General features: G+C 56.7%; 16 protein-coding genes. 9 read left to right on the top strand and 7 right to left on the bottom strand.

Annotated features, from left to right (window positions below; genetic code table 11):
• On the bottom strand, positions 1 to 405 hold a 405-nt coding region (locus tag LW884_00380; GenBank protein MCE3006793.1), incomplete at its 3' end, for a hypothetical protein.
• A gap of 493 nt (positions 406 to 898) precedes the next feature.
• Between LW884_00380 and LW884_00385 the strand changes: the two genes are divergently transcribed.
• The 3 genes from LW884_00385 (at position 899) to LW884_00395 (ending at position 3,844) form a co-directional block, all read left to right on the top strand.
• On the top strand, positions 899 to 1,351 hold the full coding sequence (locus LW884_00385; GenBank protein MCE3006794.1) for a hypothetical protein: 453 nt from the start codon (positions 899 to 901) through the stop codon (positions 1,349 to 1,351).
• Positions 1,352 to 1,821: 470 nt separating this feature from the next.
• Positions 1,822 to 3,135 carry a hypothetical protein gene (locus tag LW884_00390; protein MCE3006795.1) on the top strand — a complete coding sequence of 438 codons (1,314 nt, stop codon included), beginning with the start codon at positions 1,822 to 1,824 and terminating at the stop codon, positions 3,133 to 3,135.
• A complete protein-coding gene (locus LW884_00395; GenBank protein MCE3006796.1) occupies positions 3,074 to 3,844 on the top strand; it encodes a gliding motility-associated C-terminal domain-containing protein in 771 nt (256 codons plus the stop codon). The genes LW884_00390 and LW884_00395 overlap by 62 nt, the downstream gene beginning before the upstream one ends.
• A gap of 333 nt (positions 3,845 to 4,177) precedes the next feature.
• Here LW884_00395 and LW884_00400 read toward each other — a convergent pair whose 3' ends face one another.
• The 5 genes from LW884_00400 to LW884_00420 form a co-directional block, all read right to left on the bottom strand.
• Positions 4,178 to 4,648, bottom strand: a complete 471-nt coding sequence (locus LW884_00400) for a hypothetical protein (protein MCE3006797.1) — start codon at positions 4,646 to 4,648, stop codon at positions 4,178 to 4,180.
• Complete coding sequence (locus LW884_00405; protein MCE3006798.1) at positions 4,648 to 5,952, bottom strand: DUF2851 family protein; 1,305 nt, start codon at positions 5,950 to 5,952, stop codon at positions 4,648 to 4,650. The genes LW884_00400 and LW884_00405 overlap by 1 nt, the downstream gene beginning before the upstream one ends.
• A gap of 152 nt (positions 5,953 to 6,104) precedes the next feature.
• The gene (locus tag LW884_00410; GenBank protein ID MCE3006799.1) at positions 6,105 to 6,725 is read right to left on the bottom strand and encodes a bifunctional nuclease family protein; all 621 of its coding nucleotides are present in this window, start codon (positions 6,723 to 6,725) and stop codon (positions 6,105 to 6,107) included.
• 68 nt (positions 6,726 to 6,793) lie between these two features.
• On the bottom strand, positions 6,794 to 7,765 hold the full coding sequence (locus LW884_00415; protein ID MCE3006800.1) for an electron transfer flavoprotein subunit alpha/FixB family protein: 972 nt from the start codon (positions 7,763 to 7,765) through the stop codon (positions 6,794 to 6,796).
• 77 nt (positions 7,766 to 7,842) lie between these two features.
• On the bottom strand, positions 7,843 to 8,589 hold the full coding sequence (locus LW884_00420; GenBank protein ID MCE3006801.1) for an electron transfer flavoprotein subunit beta/FixA family protein: 747 nt from the start codon (positions 8,587 to 8,589) through the stop codon (positions 7,843 to 7,845).
• A gap of 125 nt (positions 8,590 to 8,714) precedes the next feature.
• On the opposite strand from LW884_00420, the gene LW884_00425 reads away from it, so the two are divergent.
• The 4 genes from LW884_00425 to LW884_00440 all read left to right on the top strand — a co-directional run bounded on the left by LW884_00425 (position 8,715) and on the right by LW884_00440 (position 13,070).
• Complete coding sequence (locus LW884_00425; GenBank protein ID MCE3006802.1) at positions 8,715 to 9,053, top strand: tetratricopeptide repeat protein; 339 nt, start codon at positions 8,715 to 8,717, stop codon at positions 9,051 to 9,053.
• Positions 9,043 to 9,726, top strand: a complete 684-nt coding sequence (locus LW884_00430; protein MCE3006803.1) for a hypothetical protein — start codon at positions 9,043 to 9,045, stop codon at positions 9,724 to 9,726. Before LW884_00425 ends, LW884_00430 begins: the two co-directional genes overlap by 11 nt.
• An 84-nt stretch (positions 9,727 to 9,810) precedes the next feature.
• Complete coding sequence (rpe, locus tag LW884_00435) at positions 9,811 to 10,491, top strand: ribulose-phosphate 3-epimerase (protein ID MCE3006804.1); 681 nt, start codon at positions 9,811 to 9,813, stop codon at positions 10,489 to 10,491.
• Positions 10,491 to 13,070 carry a hypothetical protein gene (locus tag LW884_00440; GenBank protein ID MCE3006805.1) on the top strand — a complete coding sequence of 860 codons (2,580 nt, stop codon included), beginning with the start codon at positions 10,491 to 10,493 and terminating at the stop codon, positions 13,068 to 13,070. The genes rpe and LW884_00440 overlap by 1 nt, the downstream gene beginning before the upstream one ends.
• 39 nt (positions 13,071 to 13,109) lie before the next feature.
• On the opposite strand, the gene LW884_00445 is transcribed toward LW884_00440, so the two are convergent.
• Entirely contained in the window at positions 13,110 to 13,952 is an 843-nt protein-coding gene (locus LW884_00445; protein MCE3006806.1) for an acyltransferase, read from the bottom strand.
• A gap of 357 nt (positions 13,953 to 14,309) precedes the next feature.
• On the opposite strand from LW884_00445, the gene LW884_00450 reads away from it, so the two are divergent.
• Positions 14,310 to 15,413, top strand: coding sequence for a PorV/PorQ family protein (locus LW884_00450; protein ID MCE3006807.1), 1,104 nt, complete (start codon positions 14,310 to 14,312; stop codon positions 15,411 to 15,413).
• Between the two features lie 10 nt (positions 15,414 to 15,423).
• The gene (locus LW884_00455; protein MCE3006808.1) at positions 15,424 to 20,493 is read left to right on the top strand and encodes a C25 family cysteine peptidase; all 5,070 of its coding nucleotides are present in this window, start codon (positions 15,424 to 15,426) and stop codon (positions 20,491 to 20,493) included.
• Positions 20,494 to 20,496: the final 3 nt, after the last annotated feature.

The following is a 20,496-nucleotide window of genomic DNA, read 5'->3' on the forward strand; positions in this document are numbered from 1 at the left end:
AAAGAGTGCGAGCCGATCCGGCTTTATTTTCACGGCCTTTGCGTATGCCGCGTTGCCAATGTACCGGTATAGTGGGTCGGCCCGCAGCACGATACCAATGCGCGTACCCACTACTTTGCTTCCCATTCTAGGCCGATTTTTTGCGGCCTCTACCCAGATGCATTCTGTTGGCAGGGCGACATAAAGGCGTTCCTTGCCACTTAACTGGATCAGCCGATTCCGGTTCAGGAGCCGTACGAAAAGCTCGTAGGGAAACCGTTCCTGCATTGAGGGCTTTGGCGGCCTTGGCACAAGCGACGACGCATACACGGTTCCATCGAAATGGCCGAGTAGTTTTACGCCCCTCTTGGGTATGTGCAAATAGTCGTCAATGGGCGGGAAAACGGGTTTTTTTTTCTTTTTCATGGATGTAAAGGATAAGAATTGAAGTAACTTGCTCAGAAGATATAGAAAATCTAAATATGTCGCCAGCCACCCCGGTTTGTCCTATAATTCACATTATGTTAAATATAGGGATTTTGAAAGTCGCCTACCCCTCCATGTGTCGCAGCGTACACACGTTACTTGCGGTGCTACAATCATCGCGCATATTCTCCATCCGGTGTGGGCTGCTCTGCTAGCGAGCTGGATTCTGAGGGGTTCAATTTGAGTGCTGTGGTTATTATGTAAAATAGAAGTTCCGGTACAGCCTGCAATTCCCCTGGATTCGCAGCAGGATCTCTGTCGGATGCCCTAAAACATCCGAAAACGTCTAATTATTTGTACGGTTTTGGACCCAATTGGCAGTTCTTTGGCCTCCTGAAGGGTGCTTACGGCCGTTTACATCGGAAAAATATTATTCGGCACAGATTTAGCTACAAGAGGTGTAATACTGTATTCACACAAAGCTCAGATCGTCATGAAAAAGTTATTTCCCCTATACGTACTTGGCAGCCTGCTCATAGTGGGTGGCCTTGCCCAGGCGCAGGTTACCTTTTACTACACCGAAACCTACTGCACACCGCCGCCACCCCCGCCATGCCGCCCTACAGTGGTATACTACAGCCCGCCCCCGGTGTACTATAGCCCACCACCCTGCTGTGCCCATCCTCAGCAGGTGTACCACCATGTGCATGAACAGCACAGCTACCATGCCCCACATGTGTATGGCAGGCCAAGCGGGTATGGCCATGTGCATAAGCAGGCCCAGCCCTACTCTGCTCCGGCACAGCCCCCTACCCCTGCCCGTCGTACGGTGCACTACACCACCACCCCCCCGGTGGGTAGCCCCGCTGGCACAGCCAGCCAGGCTCCGACTCCGGCACCTGGCAGGAATAATCAGCGCACGGTGGCTGTGGCACGTACGCGCTAGGTTTCCATTCCCTCCTATCCGCTCATCTAGCCCGCTGCCATACAGGCAGGGGGCTTTTTTTGCGCTATGGTGGCGCATATCCGGCCCAGGTTGTTGTAGACCTGGGGTGGTCGGAATTGGGTTCACTTCCAGAAGCGCCCCTCCCCTACCGAGCAATCAGTTCGCGCACGAAAATTGACCGTTCATACATATTCCGCAGGAGTAGGAACTAAACGGAAAGAGCTTTTCTTAGATTTGAATTCATGAAAGCAAACGAGGCAAAAAATTATTTTTTCTTTATAAATCAGTGAGCTTAATTTGGTTTTCACAAAACTGGTAGCATGCCGAGCATCATTTACAGTATCTTTCCCTTGCTTTTTTTGTTGGTTTCGTTGGTTTACGCACAGCCTGCGTGGGTGGATAGCGGAGCACCCATAGGCGATAGCAGCGTGTATGTTTATTCTGCATCGTGGGCCGGTGTAGAATTGAACATGCGCTATGGCACCACAAACCAGGACACCATCCGGGTGTATGGCTTGGGCGGTGCCGGTCTTACGGGTTTTCATGTATACCGCGTTAACGCTGCGCCCAACTATACTGCCGGGTTGCCCGGTGGCAGCATACGAAACGATGTATACTGGGGGGTCTTCCCGGTGGGGAATACGGCCGCTACATACAGTGCTACCATCCATTATGGTACCAATAGCAATTTATCGACCTATAATGAGCCCTGTATCTATGTGTACAATCGCGACGCAAACGACGTAACCAGCTGGGCGCAACTGGGGGGCACGCGCGACATGCCTGCCAACAACATAGGCTTTGACCACAGTGGGCGGGAGGAGTTTATACTGGACAATCTGCCGAAGGTGACCAAGCCCGACCTGGGCGCAGACGACACCGTATGTAATTCCAAGATACTGACCATATCTCCCGTAGTAAGTGGGGTTAATTATAACTGGTATATGGGCAGTGGTACCACGCCAGTTGCCACCGGGCCTAGCTATACCGTTACCACTACGGGTACCTACCGCCTGGAGGCCAGTAACGACTGTAGTGTGGGCCGCGATACCATTTTTGTACGTGTAGAGACCGGGCCGCCTGCTAAGCCCAACCTGGGTGCAGACGACACTGTGTGTGTGTCAAAAGTATTTAGTGTGCCCGCAGCAGCGGGTGTAGCCTACCGGTGGTTCCGTGGCAGTACCGAGGTGGGAAGTGGACCTACTTACACGGCTACCGTGGGTGGTACCTACCGCCTGGAGGCTACCAATGCCTGCGGCACCGTGAGCGATGCCATACTGCTGGGTATAGATACTGCACCACCTGCCCCCTTTAGCGTGGGGCCCGATGCAGCCATCTGTGCAGGTGGCTCTGGCTGGGCCCTGGGCGTAACTGCCGTGTCGGGGGTTAACTACCAGTGGTTCCGCGGCAGTACACCAGTGGGAAGTGGACCTACTTACACGGCTACCGTGGGTGGTACCTACCGCCTGGAGGCTACCAATGCCTGCGGCACCGTGAGCGACGAAATGGTACTACGGGTAGAGAGCGGTTTGCCCCCCACCCCCACGCTAGACTTGGATGGTACTTTGTGCGATGGCCAGCCCCGTACCCTAAGTGTGACCGAGGTGGCGGGCGTGGACTACGTGTGGTATCGAAATAGCACGGAGGTAGGCACGGGGCCCACCTACGCCACTACCTTGGGGGGGTACCTACCGCCTGGAGGCTACCAATGCCTGTGGCACGGTGAGCGCCGTGGTCATCCTGCAAGATGCTGCCAAGCCAGCCGTGCCCAACCTGGGGCCTGATGGCGCTATATGCACAGGCAATAACTGCACCCTCAGTGTAAGTCCGGTATCCGCCGGGGTTAGCTACCGCTGGTACCTGGATGGACAGGAGATAGCCACGGGGCCCCTCTATACCGCCAATCTACCGGGTACCTACCGCCTGGATGCCACCAATGTATGCGGAACAGTGAGTGATGAAGTGAACCTGACGGATGCTGACATACCATTGCCCGAGTTTCGACTGCCCCAAACGCCGGCTGGGTGCACCCTGATCAATACGAGGCTGTGTGCACCACTCGAAGCAGGCATCACCTACAACTGGCAGAATACCGCCGGACAAGTGCTAAGCAGTGCCATCTGCTTTACCCCCACGGTGGCCGGTAGCTACCGGCTGGAGGTACGCAACGCCTGCGGCACAAGTCTGCGCACTGAGTTTGATGTGGAAGAGGGGGCTGCCAACGTAAACCCCGGCCTGTGGGGGAACGCCTTTTCGCCCAACAGCGACGGCCTGCACGACACATACCCCCCGAGCGACCTGAATCCCCTGGCTCCCTACGTTCTGGCTATCTACAACCGATGGGGCCAGCGCGTGTACGAAGGCAGCCGTCCCTGGGACGGGCGCTATGAGGGTACGGATGCCCCCGAGGGTGCCTATGTGGTGGTGATAACCTGGCCCGACTGCACAGGCCGTACCCAGAAGCGGACATCTACCGTAATGGTGATACGATAGGCGCAGGCGATTGCTTTAAGAGTCCCCGGGGAGCGCCCGGCTCCACATAGGCCCATGCGTTTGTGAGGCACGGGCACGACCCTGTTCCGGGGGTGGGGCCCAGGCATCAGGCTATTCCCCGCTACGGGACTCGCAGCAGTTACCGAAAAGGGAAACCGGATGCCCTGTTCCCCAGGGTGCGGCTGGCGGAATGGGAACGGATAGCCAGCATCCAGGGCAGCAATTTTTTCCCCAGCCTTCACCCACCGAGAATACGCTTGGCTTGGCCCCCCTCATGCTCTCCATCCAGTCCCTATATGTATATGTAGGCCGAGCCCTGCTACGACGCTGTGCCTAGCGCCGCCAGGTTTTGGAGAAAGAGGCATTGAGCGGCTTGGACATAAAGGTTGTCCAACCGTTGTGCGTAAGGATGTTCGCATCCAGGATAAGCTGTACCTGTAGGCCGTCCCAGGTATAGTACTGCTCAAACCCTGGCTGAACAGGCTCTCCGTAATAGAGCTTGAGCAGCTCCAGCAGTCGGTCCGTATTCTGTACCCCCTCGGTACGCAGGCGGATACTGTGTAAGCGGTCTTCCCAGAAGAGGTACTCCACCGCCCCGAACTGAACGCCCGCGTAGTACAGGCTGGCCCCGGGCCGTGTATAGCGGGCCTTCCGCTCATAGTCATTGGGTGCACGCACCAGGCCCGGCAGGCTATCCAGGGGGGTGCCCAGGCGTATATCCATAAAGCCATACTCCTCATCCAGGATGGGATAGCGCGATTCGGGCTGCTGGGCCTGTACCGCAGGAAGGACGCACAGCAGCATCAGCCCCGCAAGAGTCGATGCCCGATGGCGCAGTGCGTACATTTTTTTTCGGTGCAGTAGCATGTGTATAAATGGTATAACGCCTGGCTGTCGAATGCATTGCGGTGCGCAAAGCCCTCCGCAGCCATGGCAGTGGTAATGTGGTTGTTCTCCCTGGGGATAGCCTCCAGCAAAGACTGTGCCGCCTCCACTTGCTCGGGCTTCCCCGTCTGCTGATCGTACAAGATGCGAAAAGGAATCAACGCGTTGATTTGCAGGCTGTGCAGGGTGGCAGTACCCAGCACCTTGGGCTTGGGCTGCTCGGCCGTGCTGGCCTCGCCCAAGCGGTAGTGGGTATCCCAATAGCCAGAGGCTACGATGGGTGTGTGCAGGCAGGCCGCATCCTCTATCAGCGGAAACAGATTGGGCAGGCGGTGCAAGAGTGCGGCCAGCTGGGCCAGGCGCAGGCTAGGGAAGTGGCTGGGCCGCATCCGGTGCATCTGCCAGTGTAGGGGCGGGCCGGGTGGCAGGCGGTGCTTCTGGCGCAGAAACTGCCACTCTGTATGCAGCCGGGCCATATAGGCGTCGTCTGGATGATGGGCCAGCATACCGGCCGCCCCCAGCAGCAAGGCCTCGAGTTGAAACAGGTCTGTACGATACCGCTTTACCAGCGAGATGGGCATTGCCATAGACAGCTGCTCAAAGGGCTGCTGGTTTTGTGGGCTGCCCAATGCGCGGCACAGCACCATCCACAGCAGCTGCTCCCAGTCGCCCTGGGCCTGGGCTAGCCAGGGCCTCAGGGCATCGGCCTTCTGCTGCAGGCGCTCCCAGCCCATACGCGCCAGCCAGCCAGCCTGTATCAGGCCAGGCACCCGGGCCACCTGGCCCGAGCACGGAATAAAGCTCTGTGCCAGCATCAGGTGCTCATAGCTTAGCAGCTGCTGCCGTATGCGTGGGCCTAGCTCCAGCTCCGGTATACAGGTGCCATCGGCCCGCTGCACCGGCCTGCCCGTGCTGTGCAGCACTACATGCAGGATGGTACTATTGTAGGCCGTATCCTGGTGGTGGCCGTGCCGATACCAGTGGTCGGTAGTGGTGTGCAGCTCTATTGCCCCATACCAGTCCAGGCCACCCAGTAGTATGTGTGCCTCGCCAAAGTCCGGACCCTGGTTTGTGTTCAGCTTACCCGGTGCCAGTATGGCCAGCTCCTGGCCATCTGTGGTCTGCAGCCCCTGTGCGTCAAAGCTTAGCGTCTGCCACACATAGTGCATTAGCCGCTCCGGGGCGGCGCCCTGCATGGCAGCAATATCTGAGGGGAGCGACATAGTGCGGGGCTTTGTGCAGGTAAGATAAGGCCGGGGGCCGCGCTTGTCAATCTTAGCTCGTGCTTGCACTTACCCTATACACGGTGTAGCAGGCCGCACTGGTGCATGTGGCTGCGTGCACTAGCCCATTCTCTGTGCTTGTGGCTATGGTACTACTTGCCGCCCCGCTCCAGCTTTCCTATCTCATCGCGCAGGCGGGCCGCCAGCTCATAGTCTTCGCGGTTCAGGGCCTCCTCCAGCTTGTTCTTCAGGGCAACAAGGCGCTCATCGGGCTCCGAGCTGCCCGCCGGCTCGCTGCTGCGGGTGCTCTCTGCCAGCAGTTCCTCTACGTCTTCGTCAGACAGTTCTCCCTCCTCAGCTTCCTCATTCACCACAATCCCCGCCTCATCCAGGATGAACTCGTGCGTAAAGATGGGAGCCTTGTAGCGCACGGCTACGGCTACGGCATCGCTGGGCCGTGCATCTATCTCATGCACCTCATTGCCAATGTGCATGATGAGCTTGCTGTAAAACACGCCCTCCTTCAGGTCGGAAATAATGACCTCTTTCAGCTCGATGTGGAAGCTGCGGGCAATGCTGAGGATGAGGTCGTGCGTCATGGGCCGGTTGGTCTTGATGCTCTCTATCTCGAGGGCTATGGCCTGGGCCTCAAAGCCTCCGATAATGATAGGCAGGCGCCGTTTCCCCTCCTGCTCGCCCAGTACCAGGGCAAAGCTGCCTATTTGGCTCTGGCTGCTGCTAAGCCCCAGGATGTCCAAGCGTATTTTCTCCACGCGTAATGAGCTGATTCGAATTTATCCGTTTCTGTCGCAAAAAGTCGTGTTGTGCGCCCAAAAACCCGTCAGGCTTTTGCTGCTTTCACGGCGGCTATTAGCTTGGGCACTACCTCAAAGGCATCTCCCACAATACCAAAATCGGCTGCCTTAAAGAATGGAGCCTCCGCGTCCTTGTTTATCACCACAATGGTCTTGCTGGCGCTAATGCCTGCCAGGTGCTGGATAGCCCCGCTAATGCCTACGGCAATGTACAGGTTGGGGGCTATCTGTATGCCGGTTTGCCCCACGTGCTCGTGGTGGGGGCGCCAGCCTATGTCGGCCACGGGCTTGCTGCTGGCGGTGGCAGCACCCAGTAGCTCGGCCAGCTGCTCGATCATGCCCCAGTTTTCCGGCCCCTTCAGGCCGCGGCCGGCAGACACCACGATCTCCGCCTCGGTCAGGCTGATCTTGTCGCTCGCCTTGTGGATCTGCTTGCTCTGCAGGACAAAGTCCTTTTCATCGGGTGTGTAGGCAAAGGCCTCCAGGCTTGCGTTCCCGCTCACCTCTTTGGGCATATAGCTATTGGCCTTTACGGTTACTACCACCCTACCCTTGGCGGTGCCCAGGGTCTGTATTCCCTTGGTGCTGTATACGGATCGCTTGGCACGGTAGCCGGCTTCGTATTTTTCCAGCAGGGTATGCACACCGCTGAAAAGGGCTGCGTCTAGCCTGATGGCCAGGCGGCTGGCCATAGGGCGTGTGTTGTAAGTTTGACCCAGAACAACAAACTGAGCCTGGACCGCCTGGGCGGCTGCGGCCAGTGCGCGGCTATGGGCTGCCTCGTGAAAGGTATTCAGCTTGGCATCGGTAATGCGCAGCACCTTGCCTACGCCATAGGTGCCCAGCCTACTCAGCTCGGCATCATCGGCCTGGCCTATGTGCACGGCCACCAGGGGCAGGCCGTGGGCCTGGGCCAGATCGTAGCCGTATGTAGCGGCCTCCAGGGTACTCTTGCGGAGCTTTCCGCCGGATAGTTCGGTATAGATAACTACTGCCATGGGTCTTGTGTATTTGGGAGAGGGGGGGGTGTGGGCCCCGCTTGCAAATTTTGGAAGCTTGAGAAATAGAAAAAACTTTAGTTCAGGTCCAGTGCGCCTTTGTCCACCAGGGCCTTTAGCAGGTCGGCCTCCTGGCCGGGCTCAAAGTAGCGAGTGCTTGCCTTGGCGGCAGGCAGCTCATAGGCCAGTACGTGGGTATCGGGCTCGGCCTGGGTGGCGGGCACTACGGCCAGGGGCTTGGTGCGTGCAGCCATAATGCCCCGCATGTTGGGTATACGCCACTCGGCCAGGCCTTTCTGGGCACTCAGCACCAGGGGCAGGCTGCCCTCCAGCTCTTCCATTCCGCCGTCTATCTCCCGCTTCAGGCGGGCACGGTCTCCCTCTACCTCCAGCCAGGTGGCAAAGGATACAAAGGGTAGGTCCAGCAGCTCGGCCACCATGCCGGGCACCTCGCTGCCGTTGTTGTCTATGCTTTCCTTGCCAGCCATAATCAGGCTATAGTTTTTGCCCTGCGCGTAGGCAGCTATCTGGCGGGCTACGTAGGCGGCATCCTGGGCCGGCGCGTCTATGCGCACCCCTTCATCGGCACCAATGGCCAGGGCACGACGGATAGTAGGCTCCACATCCGGCCCGCCCACGCACAGTGCCACCACCTTGGTGGCCTTGCCGGCTTCCTTCAGCTCCAGGGCACGCACCAGCGAAAACTCGTCGTAGGGGTTAATGATAAAGGTTACCCCAGTGCTATCCAGGGCCTTGCCAGTGGCATCGAACTTGATTTTTGTGGTCGTGTCCGGCACGTGGCTTATCAGGATCAGAATTTCCATGCGTTCAGGTTAATAGAACTCTGCTAATTTTACTGCAAATATACCAAAGCACCCTGCATATCCTAATGGCCGTATGTATGGGTCGCTTTGTTTACTATAAGCACGCTTAAAAGCCCCATTCGCTTATGCCCGACCGCATTACCACCCTCCGCCAGTTTCTGCTGGATAGCCCGGAGGATCCTTTTGTACACTATGCCCTGGCGCAGGAATATGCCAAGCTGGGTGATACTGAGCAGGCAGAAAGGTACTACCAGCACCTAGTAGACAGGCACCCTGGCTATGTAGCCACCTACTACCACTACGGCAAGCTGTGCGTGCAGCAGAACAGGCGGCCAGAGGCGGCCCAGCTGTTTGAGCAAGGCATACAAAAAGCCAGAGCAGCCGGAGATGCGCACTCGGCGCGCGAACTACTGGAGGCCCTGAACACCCTGCACGGCGAAGCGGAGGACGAGGATGAAGACTAAACCAAGCCCCCCCCCACCCTGGCGGGCCGCCACCCGAGTTATGCTGCTAGCCCTGCTGCTAGCCCTGCCCCTGGGCCTCTGGGCGCAGGATGCCCAGTTTGGCGGCCACGCCGGGGTGGCCATTGTACGCCTGCGCTTCGAAAATCCGGGGCCACCCCCCCAGGCGGGCTGGGCCATAGGTACCGATGCCAATGTGGCGATCGATAAAAACGGCCTGATCCGCTTTATGCCCCAGGCGGGGTACATCCTGAGCAATACCGAGGGCAGCGTAGACCCTCTAAATCCGCTGTTTAGCAACCGTACGGGCCGCCCCCTGCCGCTAGACACACGCGTGCGGGTGCTCACCCACCTGTTTCAGGGTGCCATGCTACTCAAGTTTAGCAACAATAGCGATGACCGCTTTGGCCTATACCTGGGGCCCGCCCTACACTATGTGCTGGGCCAAACCCTGGTGTTTGAGATACCCGTACAGGGGCAAGACGAGACCGTGCGCGAGACCATATCCGGCTACGATGGCGACCGGACCTTCTGGATGGCCTACCTGGGCATAGAGGCTCGCTTTACCCCACCCAAAAAACTGGGTGTTTATGGCTACCTGCAGTCCTATCATCAGCTTAACCAAGACCCCGTACTGCCTGCAGGTGTTACCTTTGGCGTAAAAGTTTTGTTCTAGTCCATCCCACTCACCGGTGGTTTTGGGCAATATGCCTGTTACTTTTGTCGATACACATACAAGTGCCCCGTGCACACGCCAGCCATGTTTCCGACCCCGAAACCCATCATTAGTCCCTCTGTCCTGTCGGCAGACTTTGGCCACCTGGCCAGGGATATCTCCGTGCTGAACGATAGCCAGGCCGACTGGATCCACTGCGACATCATGGATGGCCGCTTTGTGCCCAACCTGTCTTTTGGCCTGCCCGTACTGCAGGCCATCAAGCGGTCGGCCACCAAGCCGCTGGACGTGCACCTGATGATTGTGGAGCCGGAAAAATACCTGGAGGCCTTCAAAGAAGCGGGGGCAGACCTGCTGACAGTGCAGCTAGAAGCCTGCCCGCACCTGAACCGCACGCTGAACGCCATACGCGAGCTGGGCATGAAGAGCGGCGTGGCCCTGAACCCCGCCACCCCCGTAGAGCTGCTGCAAGACTGCCTGCAGGATGCTGACCTGGTGCTGCTGATGAGTGTGAACCCGGGCTTCGGCGGGCAGCACTTCATCCCCCGCACCTGGGACCGACTGCGCCGGCTGCGCCAGCTGGTAGATGCGTATAGCCCCAGTACCCTGATAGAAATAGACGGCGGGGTAAATGCCGACAACGCAGGGCAGCTGCTAGCAGCCGGAGCCGATGCCCTGGTGGCTGGCAACTTCGTGTTCAAGGCTGCTAGCCCCGAGGCGGCTATTGCCCAGCTAAAGGCCGCTACTCCCCCGCTGCTCTCCTAGTGCGTGCCTGTAAAACATACCTGTATCTGCTGTGCCTGTACAGCCTGCCCTGGCTGGCCCAGGCACAGCAATATGGCACCCTGCGGGTATATACCCAAGACACGGCCGGGAACCCTGTGCCGCGCGTAGCCGTAAAGGTGCGGGGCAGCCTGAGCCGCTACGAAACCAATGAGCAGGGCTACGCAGAGCTGAAGCGCATGCCTGTAGGCACCCTGCGCGTGCGCCTGAGCCACCCCGCATACCGGCAGCAGGAGGTGGATGTAAAGGTGTGGGAAGACAGCACCACCGTGCTGCGCGTGCTGCTGGAGCAGCTGGCCCTAGAGGCCATAAAGGTATCACCCAGTAGGGATCTGCCCAGCATCGATCAGGCCTTTGAGAAACAAGTGGGTATAAACCAGGACAATGAGCGGAATGTAACCACCGCAAAGGGCGGAGATGAGGGGATGATAGCCCAGAGTGCAGGCGGTATAACCGCCAGCGAGTTCAGCAGCCAGTACCGGGTGCGGGGGGGAAACTATGACGAAAACCTGATCTACATCAACGGCATACAGCTGTACCGGCCACAGATTGTGCGCTCGGGCCAGGTGGAGGGACTGGGGGTAGTAAACACCAAGCTGGTAGACCACGTGAGCTTCAGCACCGGGGGCTTTCAGGCCCAGTATGCCGACCGGCTGAGCAGTGTAATGAACATACGCTACGTAGAGCCAGACAGCTTCCGGGCTACGGCCGAGCTGGGCCTTATTACCGCCAGCCTGAGCGCGCAGGGGCGCAACCAGGTACGCAAAAAGGATGGCAGCAAGCAGCCAGGTGGATTTACCTATCTATTTGGTGCACGTGGCTTTACGCTTCGTTACTTACTGGGTAGCTTGAATACAACAGGCACCTACCGGCCAGTGTTTGCCGACGGGCAGGCACTCTTCAGCTACGTGCCGGCCAAGCACCGCAGTTACCGATACCGGGTACGCACCCGGCACGATGACAGCACAGACTCGGTACTGGTACCGGCCAATAACCTGAAGATCAGCCTGCTCACAATCGTACAGCGCAATAATTACGAGTTCTTCCCCGAGAACCGCGAAACCACCTTTGGCACCCTGCAAACGCCCATACGCCTGTTTGTGGCCTTTGTGGGCAAGGAGCAGAGTACCTACCTTACCGGCCAGAGCGCCCTCATCCTGGAGCACAAGCCGAGCGCGCGCCTAAGCCTCCGCTATGCCCTTACCGGTATTCGCAGCGAAGAAGCTGAGATTATAGACGTAGAGGGGGCCTACCGGCTGGGGGATGTGAGTAGCAACCTGGGGGGAGATGACTTTGATGAAGTAGTGTTCAACCGCGGCATAGGCAGCGAACTGCGCTATGCCCGAAACTACCTGACCGTAAGCATCCTGCGAGCTGAGCACGATGGAAGCCTGGTGCTGGACCGAGACCTGTACAAAAAGACAGCAAACAGCTATACCCGCCACCGCCTGCTGTGGGGCGCCCGCTACGAGGTGGAGACCATAGATGACCAGCTAACCGAATGGGCCGCCCTAGACAGTGCCGACTTTCTGGACATTACCGAGCGGGTGCAGAGCGAGAACCGCCTGTACAGCTACCGCAGCATGGGCTACCTGCAGCACAACTGGCGGCTAGGCCGCGCCACCATGCTGGTGAGCGGTGTGCGCAGCCACTACTGGAGCCTGAACGACCAGGCCCTGGTATCGCCGCGCTTCCAGCTGGTGTACGATGCCAGCCAGCTACGCCCGGACACAGATGCCAGCCTGAACATAGCCCAGCAGGACAGCCTGCTAAGGCACTACCTGAAACGCCGCCGCTACCAGCTACGTGCGGCACTGGGCAGCTATTACCAGCCCGCCTTTTACCGCGAGCTGCGAAACTTTGACGGTAGCCTGAACCGCATTCGCCCGGCCCAGAGTAGCTATCAGCTCATCCTGGGTGGCGACTACATCTTTCAGGCCTGGGGCCGGGATTTCAAGCTATTCCTGGAGGGCTACTACAAGTACATGCCCCTCCTCTACCCATTCGAGTTCGACAACGTACGGATCCGCTACTACCCCAATCATCAGGCCCAGGGCTATGCCTACGGGGCTGACCTGCGGCTGAACGGAGAGTTTATCAAAGACATAGAAAGCTGGGTAAACATCGGATACCTGCAAACACGCGAACGGGTGGAGGGAATAAACCAGGGCTTTGTGCGTAGGCCTACGGATCAGCGGCTACTGGTCAGCTTCTTCTTTCAGGATGAGTTTCCGCTACTGCCCAGCCTGAAGATGCACCTGAACCTGATATACGGCAGCGGCCTCCCCTTTGGCCCACCCGAAGGCCTTCGTAACCGCACGGTATTTCAGGCACCGTTCTACAACCGGGTAGATCTGGGCTTCAGCAACGAGTTTAAATTTCATGGTCATAAAACCCTGAGCCTGAAAAGCCTGTGGCTTGGCCTGGATGTGTACAATCTTTTTGGAAGGCCCAATACAGTGAGCTACCTCTGGCTGGAAGATACCTTCAACACCCGCTTTGCCATCCCCAACTTCCAGAGCCAGCGCCTGCTGAATCTGCGCGCCATCGCGTACTTCTAGCACTTGTCTTATTCTCCTGGTTGACACCTAATCCCCGGCTTATGCATAGTGCCGCTTCATGCGCAGGAATGGCGCCTCCAGGTACTGATACGACAGGGAGGCGAGCAGAATGGTCAGGCCGAAGATGAGCCCAAATACACAGGCATAGTCTATCCAACTGGTGTAGCCCAGCACACGCCAGTAACGCGTTACCACAAAAATGACAGCTGGGTGCAGGATGTAGATCCCAAAAGAGATGCGCCCCAAAAACCGCAGGGGCCGCCACTCGAGTGAAATAATACCGCGGCCCGTAGCCTGGCCCCAGATGAGTAAAACCGTAAAGCAGGCGAGTAACTCATGCACCCAGATAAAGGAATGTAGCGGGGTGGTATAGGCAGCCATAACCCCCAATAATAGCCAGGTGCCTAGCTGAATACTTCGATGTAAAAAGAACCGATGCCAACCCCTATGGTAGGCCCCGGCACCCAGGGCGCCGATCAGTAGGTATGCGTAGTGTATCTTATAGGAGGTGTGCGGACCGTGCTTGCCGCCAAAACTAACAACCAGCCACCCATTCAGACCGATAAAAAGCAGACATAGACCCGAAATAATGTGCCAGCGCCACCTGCGTAGCCGGAAGAGCCAGGGATAAAACAGATAAAACTGCTCCTCCACCCCCAGGCTCCAGTAGTGAAAGATAAGCATGGGGGAAAGACTGAGGAGGGGGCTAAGGTTGGCAAACAGCAGGGCCGAAAGGCCGACGGCAGGCCAGTCTATTTGCTCACCAAAGTGCCACAGCAGCAGCCCACTACCCACCATATAGGTGTAGTATAAGGGCCAGATGCGCAGGATGCGCCGCATGTAGAAAGTACGTACTTGCACAAGCCTCAGCCGCTCCTCCATCAAAAACAAGTACGTAATGAGAAAGCCGCTTAGACTAAAAAAAAACGGTAACAGACAAGCTGGCAAAATCTTTGAGCAGCGGAACCCGAACGACTAGATCGGAACCTAACGGGGTACCGGGTATACCCAGCTCCACAAGGCCTGCAACAATGTGCCCCAGCACTACCGCAAGCGCTGCCAGTGCACGCAGGCCATCCAGGCCGGGCAGCCGACTAGTAGGCTGCATGGTGGCAATGGGCGGGTAGGGAAACAGGGAAACGACATAAAGTATTGCGTGTAGATACTTTAATGGGAGTCAGTATATCAGTATCTTGCATGGTTTCGTTCTAAAGACTGTATATGACCAAACTGGGCCGAATGTTGGAGATACGTGGTACGTACACTACGCTTGCTATTGCGCTGTGTGTAGGGCTGATGTGTGTGCGACTAGTGGATGCCCAAACATCGGTCCCCAAGTATAGCAACGAATTCCTGAAAATAGGTGTAAGCGCACGGGCTGCCGGCATGGGCAATGCCCTGACTGCCTGGACAGACGATGCCAGCAGTGGCTACTGGAACCCCGCCCTGATGGTATACCAGAAGACAAAGCATGAGCTAGACCTGATGCACAGCGAATACTTTGCTGGGGTGGCCAAGTATGACTACGCCGCCTTCAACACCCGAATAGAGGGAGACCGCAGGCTGGGATTCACGTTCATACGCTTTGGGGTAGACGATATACCGAACACACTGAACTTTCGGGATGGGAATAATTTTAACTACGACCTGATTAGCAGCTTCAGCGTGGCAGATATGGCGCTGATCATGAGCTATGCACAGCGCATCCAGCAGGTGAAGGGACTGAGTCTGGGTGGCAGCTTCAAGGTGGTAAACCGCATAGCGGGCGAGTTTGCCACAGCCTGGGGCTTTGGCCTGGATGTGGCCGCTGCCTACCAGCGAGACCGCTTGTATCTGGGTCTTATCGCATCGGACGTAACAAGCACCTTCAATGCCTGGACCTTCAACACCGAGACTTTTGAAGAGGGCTTCCTGGAAGCCAACCAGGAGATCCCGCAAAACTCTGTGGAGATTACCCTGCCATCAGCCAGGCTGGGGGTGGGCTACCGCCTGCTGCCTGAGGGGAAAAAGATAGGCCTGTATGCCAGCGCCCAGGCCAACCTGGCCTTTGACGGCCCGCGCAATGTGGTAACCAACCTGGGCAGGGTAAGCCTGGACCCCGCCATGGGCCTGGAGGCAAACTATAAGGGAATTGTATTTGCACGCGCCGGCGTTATGAATTTTCAGTACCTTATAGATGAAAAAAATGAAAAGTACCTGTCTGCCTTTCCTACAGCCGGTGTAGGCATCAGCTACTGGAATATCAGCCTGGACTATGCCCTCTCAAACCTGAGCGGCTTCGACCTGGGGCTGTACTCTCACCTTATCTCCCTTCGCATCGGTTTCGACGCGCTAAAACTATGAGCCTGAAATCATGAGATTGACACGTATACTGCTTACCCTGCTTGTTCTTTCTTGTTCCTTTACCCCCCGTGCCTGGGCTCAGGCCTACAACCAGCATACCTGGATTGTGCCTGGGCAGCCCTACCTGAAGATAGGGCCTATCTCCCAGGACGGTATTCATCGCATTACGGGCCAGAAGCTGCGAGCGGTGAGCCGTTTTGTGAGCGAAAATCCGGATGTAAACCTGCTACACCTGTACTTTCGGGGCCAGGAAGTGCGGATGTATGTGGCAGACCTGAACAGCAACAGCCGCCTGGATGACGAAGACTACATCGAGTTTATGGGCTATGAAAACCGGGGCCAGGACGATAATGATGTGTACCGGAATGCAACCACCGGCCTGGCCGATCCAACTGGCCGGGCCCATGACTACAAGAGCCTCTTCAGCCCCACCACCTATGTGTACCTGACGTGGAACAGCATCCTGCGGTCGTCCGCCTTTAGCTTCGCTGCCGAAGGCACCCCCGGCAACTGGTCCAGCCTGCCCCAGCAGACCTTCTTCCGGCATGTGAGCCAGCAAAACTTCGCACAAACCGTAAACTTTGGAGCTGGTTCGCTTTCAAACATTGTAGCCGAAGGTTATTTTAACTCGGACTACATACCCGGAGAGGGCCTTGCCTCCAGCGTATTTACCAAGACTACCCCCTTTGCTGCAGTGCTGAGCACCCCTGGCCGTTTTACCGGGTCTGCTAACCCGGTGGAGGTAGAAGCACGCATAACCAACATTTCTACCGAAACCCGCGACCTGGTAGACGGTACGGGCCGAGACTGGCGCAATACCTACACCCTAACACTAGGTAGCAGCTCAGCCCAGTTTATTGCCACAGGCCAGCAGTCCAATGCACGAAGGTTCAATGCCAATATTTCCGACCTGGGGAGTGGTACCACAAACTTTACCATCTCCATTGCCTCGGGCAATAACAGCACCTCCTCCTACTGCCACTACGCACGGCTGGTGTACGATCGGCTCACTCAGTTCAATGGCGAAATCCAGCACCCCATCAACTGGACAAACACAACCAACCAAGACTATCACTTCAGGCTACAGGGAATGAATCTATCTGGCGAAGGCCTGGTGTACGACCTAACGAATGGCCGGCGGATAAGTGGCGTGCTGAACGGGTGGGAACTGATAGCCGTAGTACGCAAGTCTGTCAGCCCAAACTACGAGATGTGGGCCACCAGTACAGCCGGCATACAAAACATTAGCACGAACCTGACCGTGAGCGAGGCCCTGAGCGACCCGCTGTCCGAGCCTGATCTGGCTGGTGCCTATGTCATCATCACCACACGCAGCTATGCCGCCTCTGCGGAGGCTTATGCCCAATATCGCAGGCAGCGCTTTAGCACGGTGGTGGCTTATGTGGACGACATTTACGACAGTTTTTCCTATGGGTCGCCTACACCCGTAGCCTACAAGCGCCTGATGTATTATGCCCTGAATAACTGGCAAACAAAGCCCCGGTTCCTGCTCCTGTGGGGCCCGGCTACAGAGTTTAACACAGGGGACCAGGGTGTATACACCTGGGGGCGGCCAGCTACCGATTATGAGTTTGTATCCAATTTCACCCCTGCCACAGCCGTAGACTGGATACCCAAGGTGGCTGTAGGCCGTGTGGACCTAGGCAAAGCCCCCACGAATGACATTGCCGCCTGCGCCGGGGCCGGTGCTAGCTCTCCTGCATGCCGCCAGGCCCTGATAGAGCTGGGAAACCAGGCAGGAGTAAACTACCTGGACAAGGTGAAGGAATATGAGGCGCAGCCGTACGAGCCCTGGATGAAGGCCGGACTCTTTTTTGGCGGGGGAGCAAACGCAAATGAACAACAGGCAATAGAAAATACACTGCGAAGCATGAAGGACTCCATGGAGGCCTGCCCCTATGCCGGAGACGGCTTTCAGTACCAGAAGCGTACCACCCAAACCACAGCAAACGAAGAAGTGCCCGAGGTAACCGAAGTGATAAACGGCGGACTACACTCCATTGCTTTTTTTGGGCATAGCACTTCTCAGCGCTGGGACCTAGATGTGCTACCCCCATCTGCGTACAAAAACAACGGGCGGTATCCCTTTGTATACGCCGCAGGCTGCTATACGGGCCGGTTTGTGGAAGATAACACTGCAGCCGAGCAGTGGATACAGACCCCTGGCCTGGGGGGCATAGGGTGGTTGTCCAACTCGGATGCCGGCCTCTTATCCGAGCTTCGATCCTATATGCTGCCCTTGTACAAAAAAATCTATATCGACTCGCTGACCAAGCCTGTAGGAAATGCCATAATAGGAACGATGAAAGCCTTTGCGAGCAAGCCCGGCTTTGCCGCGCATGCCAAAAATCACCTTAGACAGATCAACTACCAGGGCGACCCTGCCGTGATATTGCACTACCCGGGTGGGCCAGACCTGGTGCTGGAAGATACAGACGTGAGCTTTGATCCCCCTAATTTTGGTGCCGAGACAGATTCGGTTGTCGTGCAAATTGTGGCCAAGAACCTGGGCACCTGCTTTAGTGGAAACTATCAAGTGCGCATTGAGCAGTACAATGCACAAAACGAACGCTATACACACCCACTGGTGTCGGATGTGCCCTATCTTTTTAGCGATACGCTACGCATCAAGATCCGAAATCAAGGCATTGCGCAGCCTGGTTATACGCGCTACGAAATCTGCCTGGACCCACTCAATAGCATTACAGAGACCAACGAAACGAACAACTGCGTAACTCTGGAACGCTACACCCCCACCCTGGTACCTGCACTGGTATACCCCTGGCCGTATGCCGTTATAAACAAACAGGGTATTACACTAAAGGCTGCCACCTTCGGCGTTACGCAGGAGCAAAACATTCAGTACATTTTCGAGATCGATACCGTATACGAGTTCAGTTCGCCCATGCGCCGCACTGGCTCGGCCATTGGCAACTCGCTGGGCGGCGAGTGGACGCTTCCGGCCCCCTACAGTACATTTACGGACAGTACCGTATACTACTGGCGCGTACGCCTGGCCAATACCCCGGAAGTTGTATGGGCAGTAGGCTCATTCCAGTACATAAACGGCTCGCAGGAGGGCTGGGCACAGGCCCGCCCCCCCCAGTTCTACGAAGACGGAACCAGCCAGATGAGCATGAACAAAGGCCTGCGACAGTGGCAATTTGAGAGCTTCAGCCGGAATGTTACGCTACGCACCAGCAATCCATCGGAAATACAGGTAAACAAAGGAGAGTGTTTTAACACAAGTGAATTAGACGCTAACTCAGTACTAAATGCCAATACCCTATACATCATGGGTATAGACGGGCAGACGCTGGACTGCTACGGCTTCAATCGATTGACGGGCACAAATGACTTTCTCTTTACAGCTAGCCACCCCAACAACGACAACCTGGAGCTGATAAACACAGTGGTGAATAGCATGCCCGACGGAGACTACCTGGCTATACTAGGCAAGCGAATAAATCGGGCAGACCTTACCCCCCAGTTCTACGCTGCCCTGCAGCAGCTGGGCCTGAGCACCCGGCTGCAAACCGTAACCAATGAGGCTGGCAGCAATATCTTCTCCTTTGGCCTACTGGGCCGGAAGGGCAGCCCCGCCGCCAGCATGCCAGAGATCTATGAGCTGCAAACCGGTGTAGCTGCATCTCTTTCCTACGACCTACGTAGCCGGCTTCCTAGTGGCACCGTATCCAGCACCCTGATTGGGCCTGCTGCCAGCTGGTACGACCTGAAGTGGGACTGGCTAAAAAACAACCTGGGCAATACCGAAGACATACGTGTGAGCCTGAGTGGGCAAACCCCCACCGGGGCCCAGCAGCTGCTGATGAACGACCTGCAAAAGGGCAACTACAGCCTGAGCAGCATAAATGCGGCCCAGTACCCCTACCTGCGCCTACAGGCACAGGTGCAGGACACGGCACAGCTAACCGCCCCACAGCTGACGGACTGGTATGTGCTGTATGAGGAACTGCCCGACGCGGCCATAGATCCCTATACCAACTACAGCTTTCAGTCCGACTCGCTGCCCGAAGGCGCAGAGGTATCGCTTAGCCTGAATGTGCGAAACCTGAGCGGGCTGAACATGGACTCGCTGCTAATACGCTGGCAGATACGCGAGAGCAATGGAACCCTGACCACCCTGGCAGACCAACGGGGTGCGCCCCTGGCTGCCAATCAGGCGGCCTACCCCATCTCGTATAAGTTTAGCACGGCGGGATACCCGGGCCGGGTAACCCTTATTGTTACCATCAATCCCGGCTTTGACCAACCAGAGAAGTTTTCGTTCAACAACGTATATAACCTGAATTTCTTTGTGCAGCCCGACCGAACAAACCCCATTCTGGACGTTACCTTCGATGGAAAGCGCATTCTGGATGGCGATATTGTATCCCCTGTACCGGAGATTGTGGTTCAGCTGAATGACGAAAACACCCACTTTGCCATCACCGACCCCAACAGTTTTGAACTGTATTTTAAGGAAGATGATCTGGACGAAGGAAACAGGGGCCCCCTCATTTCCCCAAACAGCGCCCAAGTATCTTTCCTCCCTGCCAGCCTGCCCGAAAACAAGGCACGTCTTACCTTCAAGCCCGATCGCCTGGAGGACGGAGACTATGTGCTAACGGTAAATGGCAGTGATGTAAACGGAAACCGGGCGGGCAGTGTACGCTATCGGGTAAAGTTCAAGGTAATAAATGAAAGTACCGTAACGGATGTACTGAACTACCCAAACCCTTTTAGCACTTGTACACGCTTTGTATATCAGCTAACTGGGGCCGAGTACCCAGAGGTATTCCAGATCCAGATCTACACCGTAACAGGAAAACTGGTGCGCAGCATAGACCTGGTAGAGCTGGGCGAAGTGTTTGTAGGCCAGCACATGACAGAGTACTGCTGGGATGGCACAGATGAGTTTGGCGACCGCCTGGCCAATGGGGTGTACCTATACCGGGTGAACCTGAAACTGCCGGGCGGCCTAAGCCTGCGCAAGGAGGACGAGAAAACTGCCAAGTACTTCAAGAAGGGCTGGGGTAAACTTTACATCATGAGATAAGGG

The sequence above is a fragment of the Bacteroidota bacterium genome (genome assembly GCA_021300195.1).
In the GTDB taxonomy this organism is placed as follows: Bacteria; Bacteroidota; Bacteroidia; order J057; family JAJTIE01; genus JAJTIE01.

What these genes read in the sequence shown, in the direction of transcription:
- LW884_00385 (MCE3006794.1), top strand. Translation starts at nt 899, where the DNA reads ATGAAAAAGTTATTTCCCCTATACGTACTTGGCAGCCTGCTCATAGTG.
- LW884_00390 (MCE3006795.1), top strand. Translation starts at nt 1,822, where the DNA reads ATGCGCTATGGCACCACAAACCAGGACACCATCCGGGTGTATGGCTTG.
- LW884_00400 (MCE3006797.1), bottom strand. Translation starts at nt 4,648, where the DNA reads ATGCTGCTGTGCGTCCTTCCTGCGGTACAGGCCCAGCAGCCCGAATCG.
- LW884_00405 (MCE3006798.1), bottom strand. Translation starts at nt 5,952, where the DNA reads ATGTCGCTCCCCTCAGATATTGCTGCCATGCAGGGCGCCGCCCCGGAG.
- LW884_00415 (MCE3006800.1), bottom strand. Translation starts at nt 7,765, where the DNA reads ATGGCAGTAGTTATCTATACCGAACTATCCGGCGGAAAGCTCCGCAAG.
- LW884_00420 (MCE3006801.1), bottom strand. Translation starts at nt 8,589, where the DNA reads ATGGAAATTCTGATCCTGATAAGCCACGTGCCGGACACGACCACAAAA.
- LW884_00425 (MCE3006802.1), top strand. Translation starts at nt 8,715, where the DNA reads ATGCCCGACCGCATTACCACCCTCCGCCAGTTTCTGCTGGATAGCCCG.
- LW884_00430 (MCE3006803.1), top strand. Translation starts at nt 9,043, where the DNA reads ATGAAGACTAAACCAAGCCCCCCCCCACCCTGGCGGGCCGCCACCCGA.
- rpe (MCE3006804.1), top strand. Translation starts at nt 9,811, where the DNA reads ATGTTTCCGACCCCGAAACCCATCATTAGTCCCTCTGTCCTGTCGGCA.
- LW884_00445 (MCE3006806.1), bottom strand. Translation starts at nt 13,952, where the DNA reads ATGGAGGAGCGGCTGAGGCTTGTGCAAGTACGTACTTTCTACATGCGG.
- LW884_00450 (MCE3006807.1), top strand. Translation starts at nt 14,310, where the DNA reads ATGTTGGAGATACGTGGTACGTACACTACGCTTGCTATTGCGCTGTGT.
- LW884_00455 (MCE3006808.1), top strand. Translation starts at nt 15,424, where the DNA reads ATGAGATTGACACGTATACTGCTTACCCTGCTTGTTCTTTCTTGTTCC.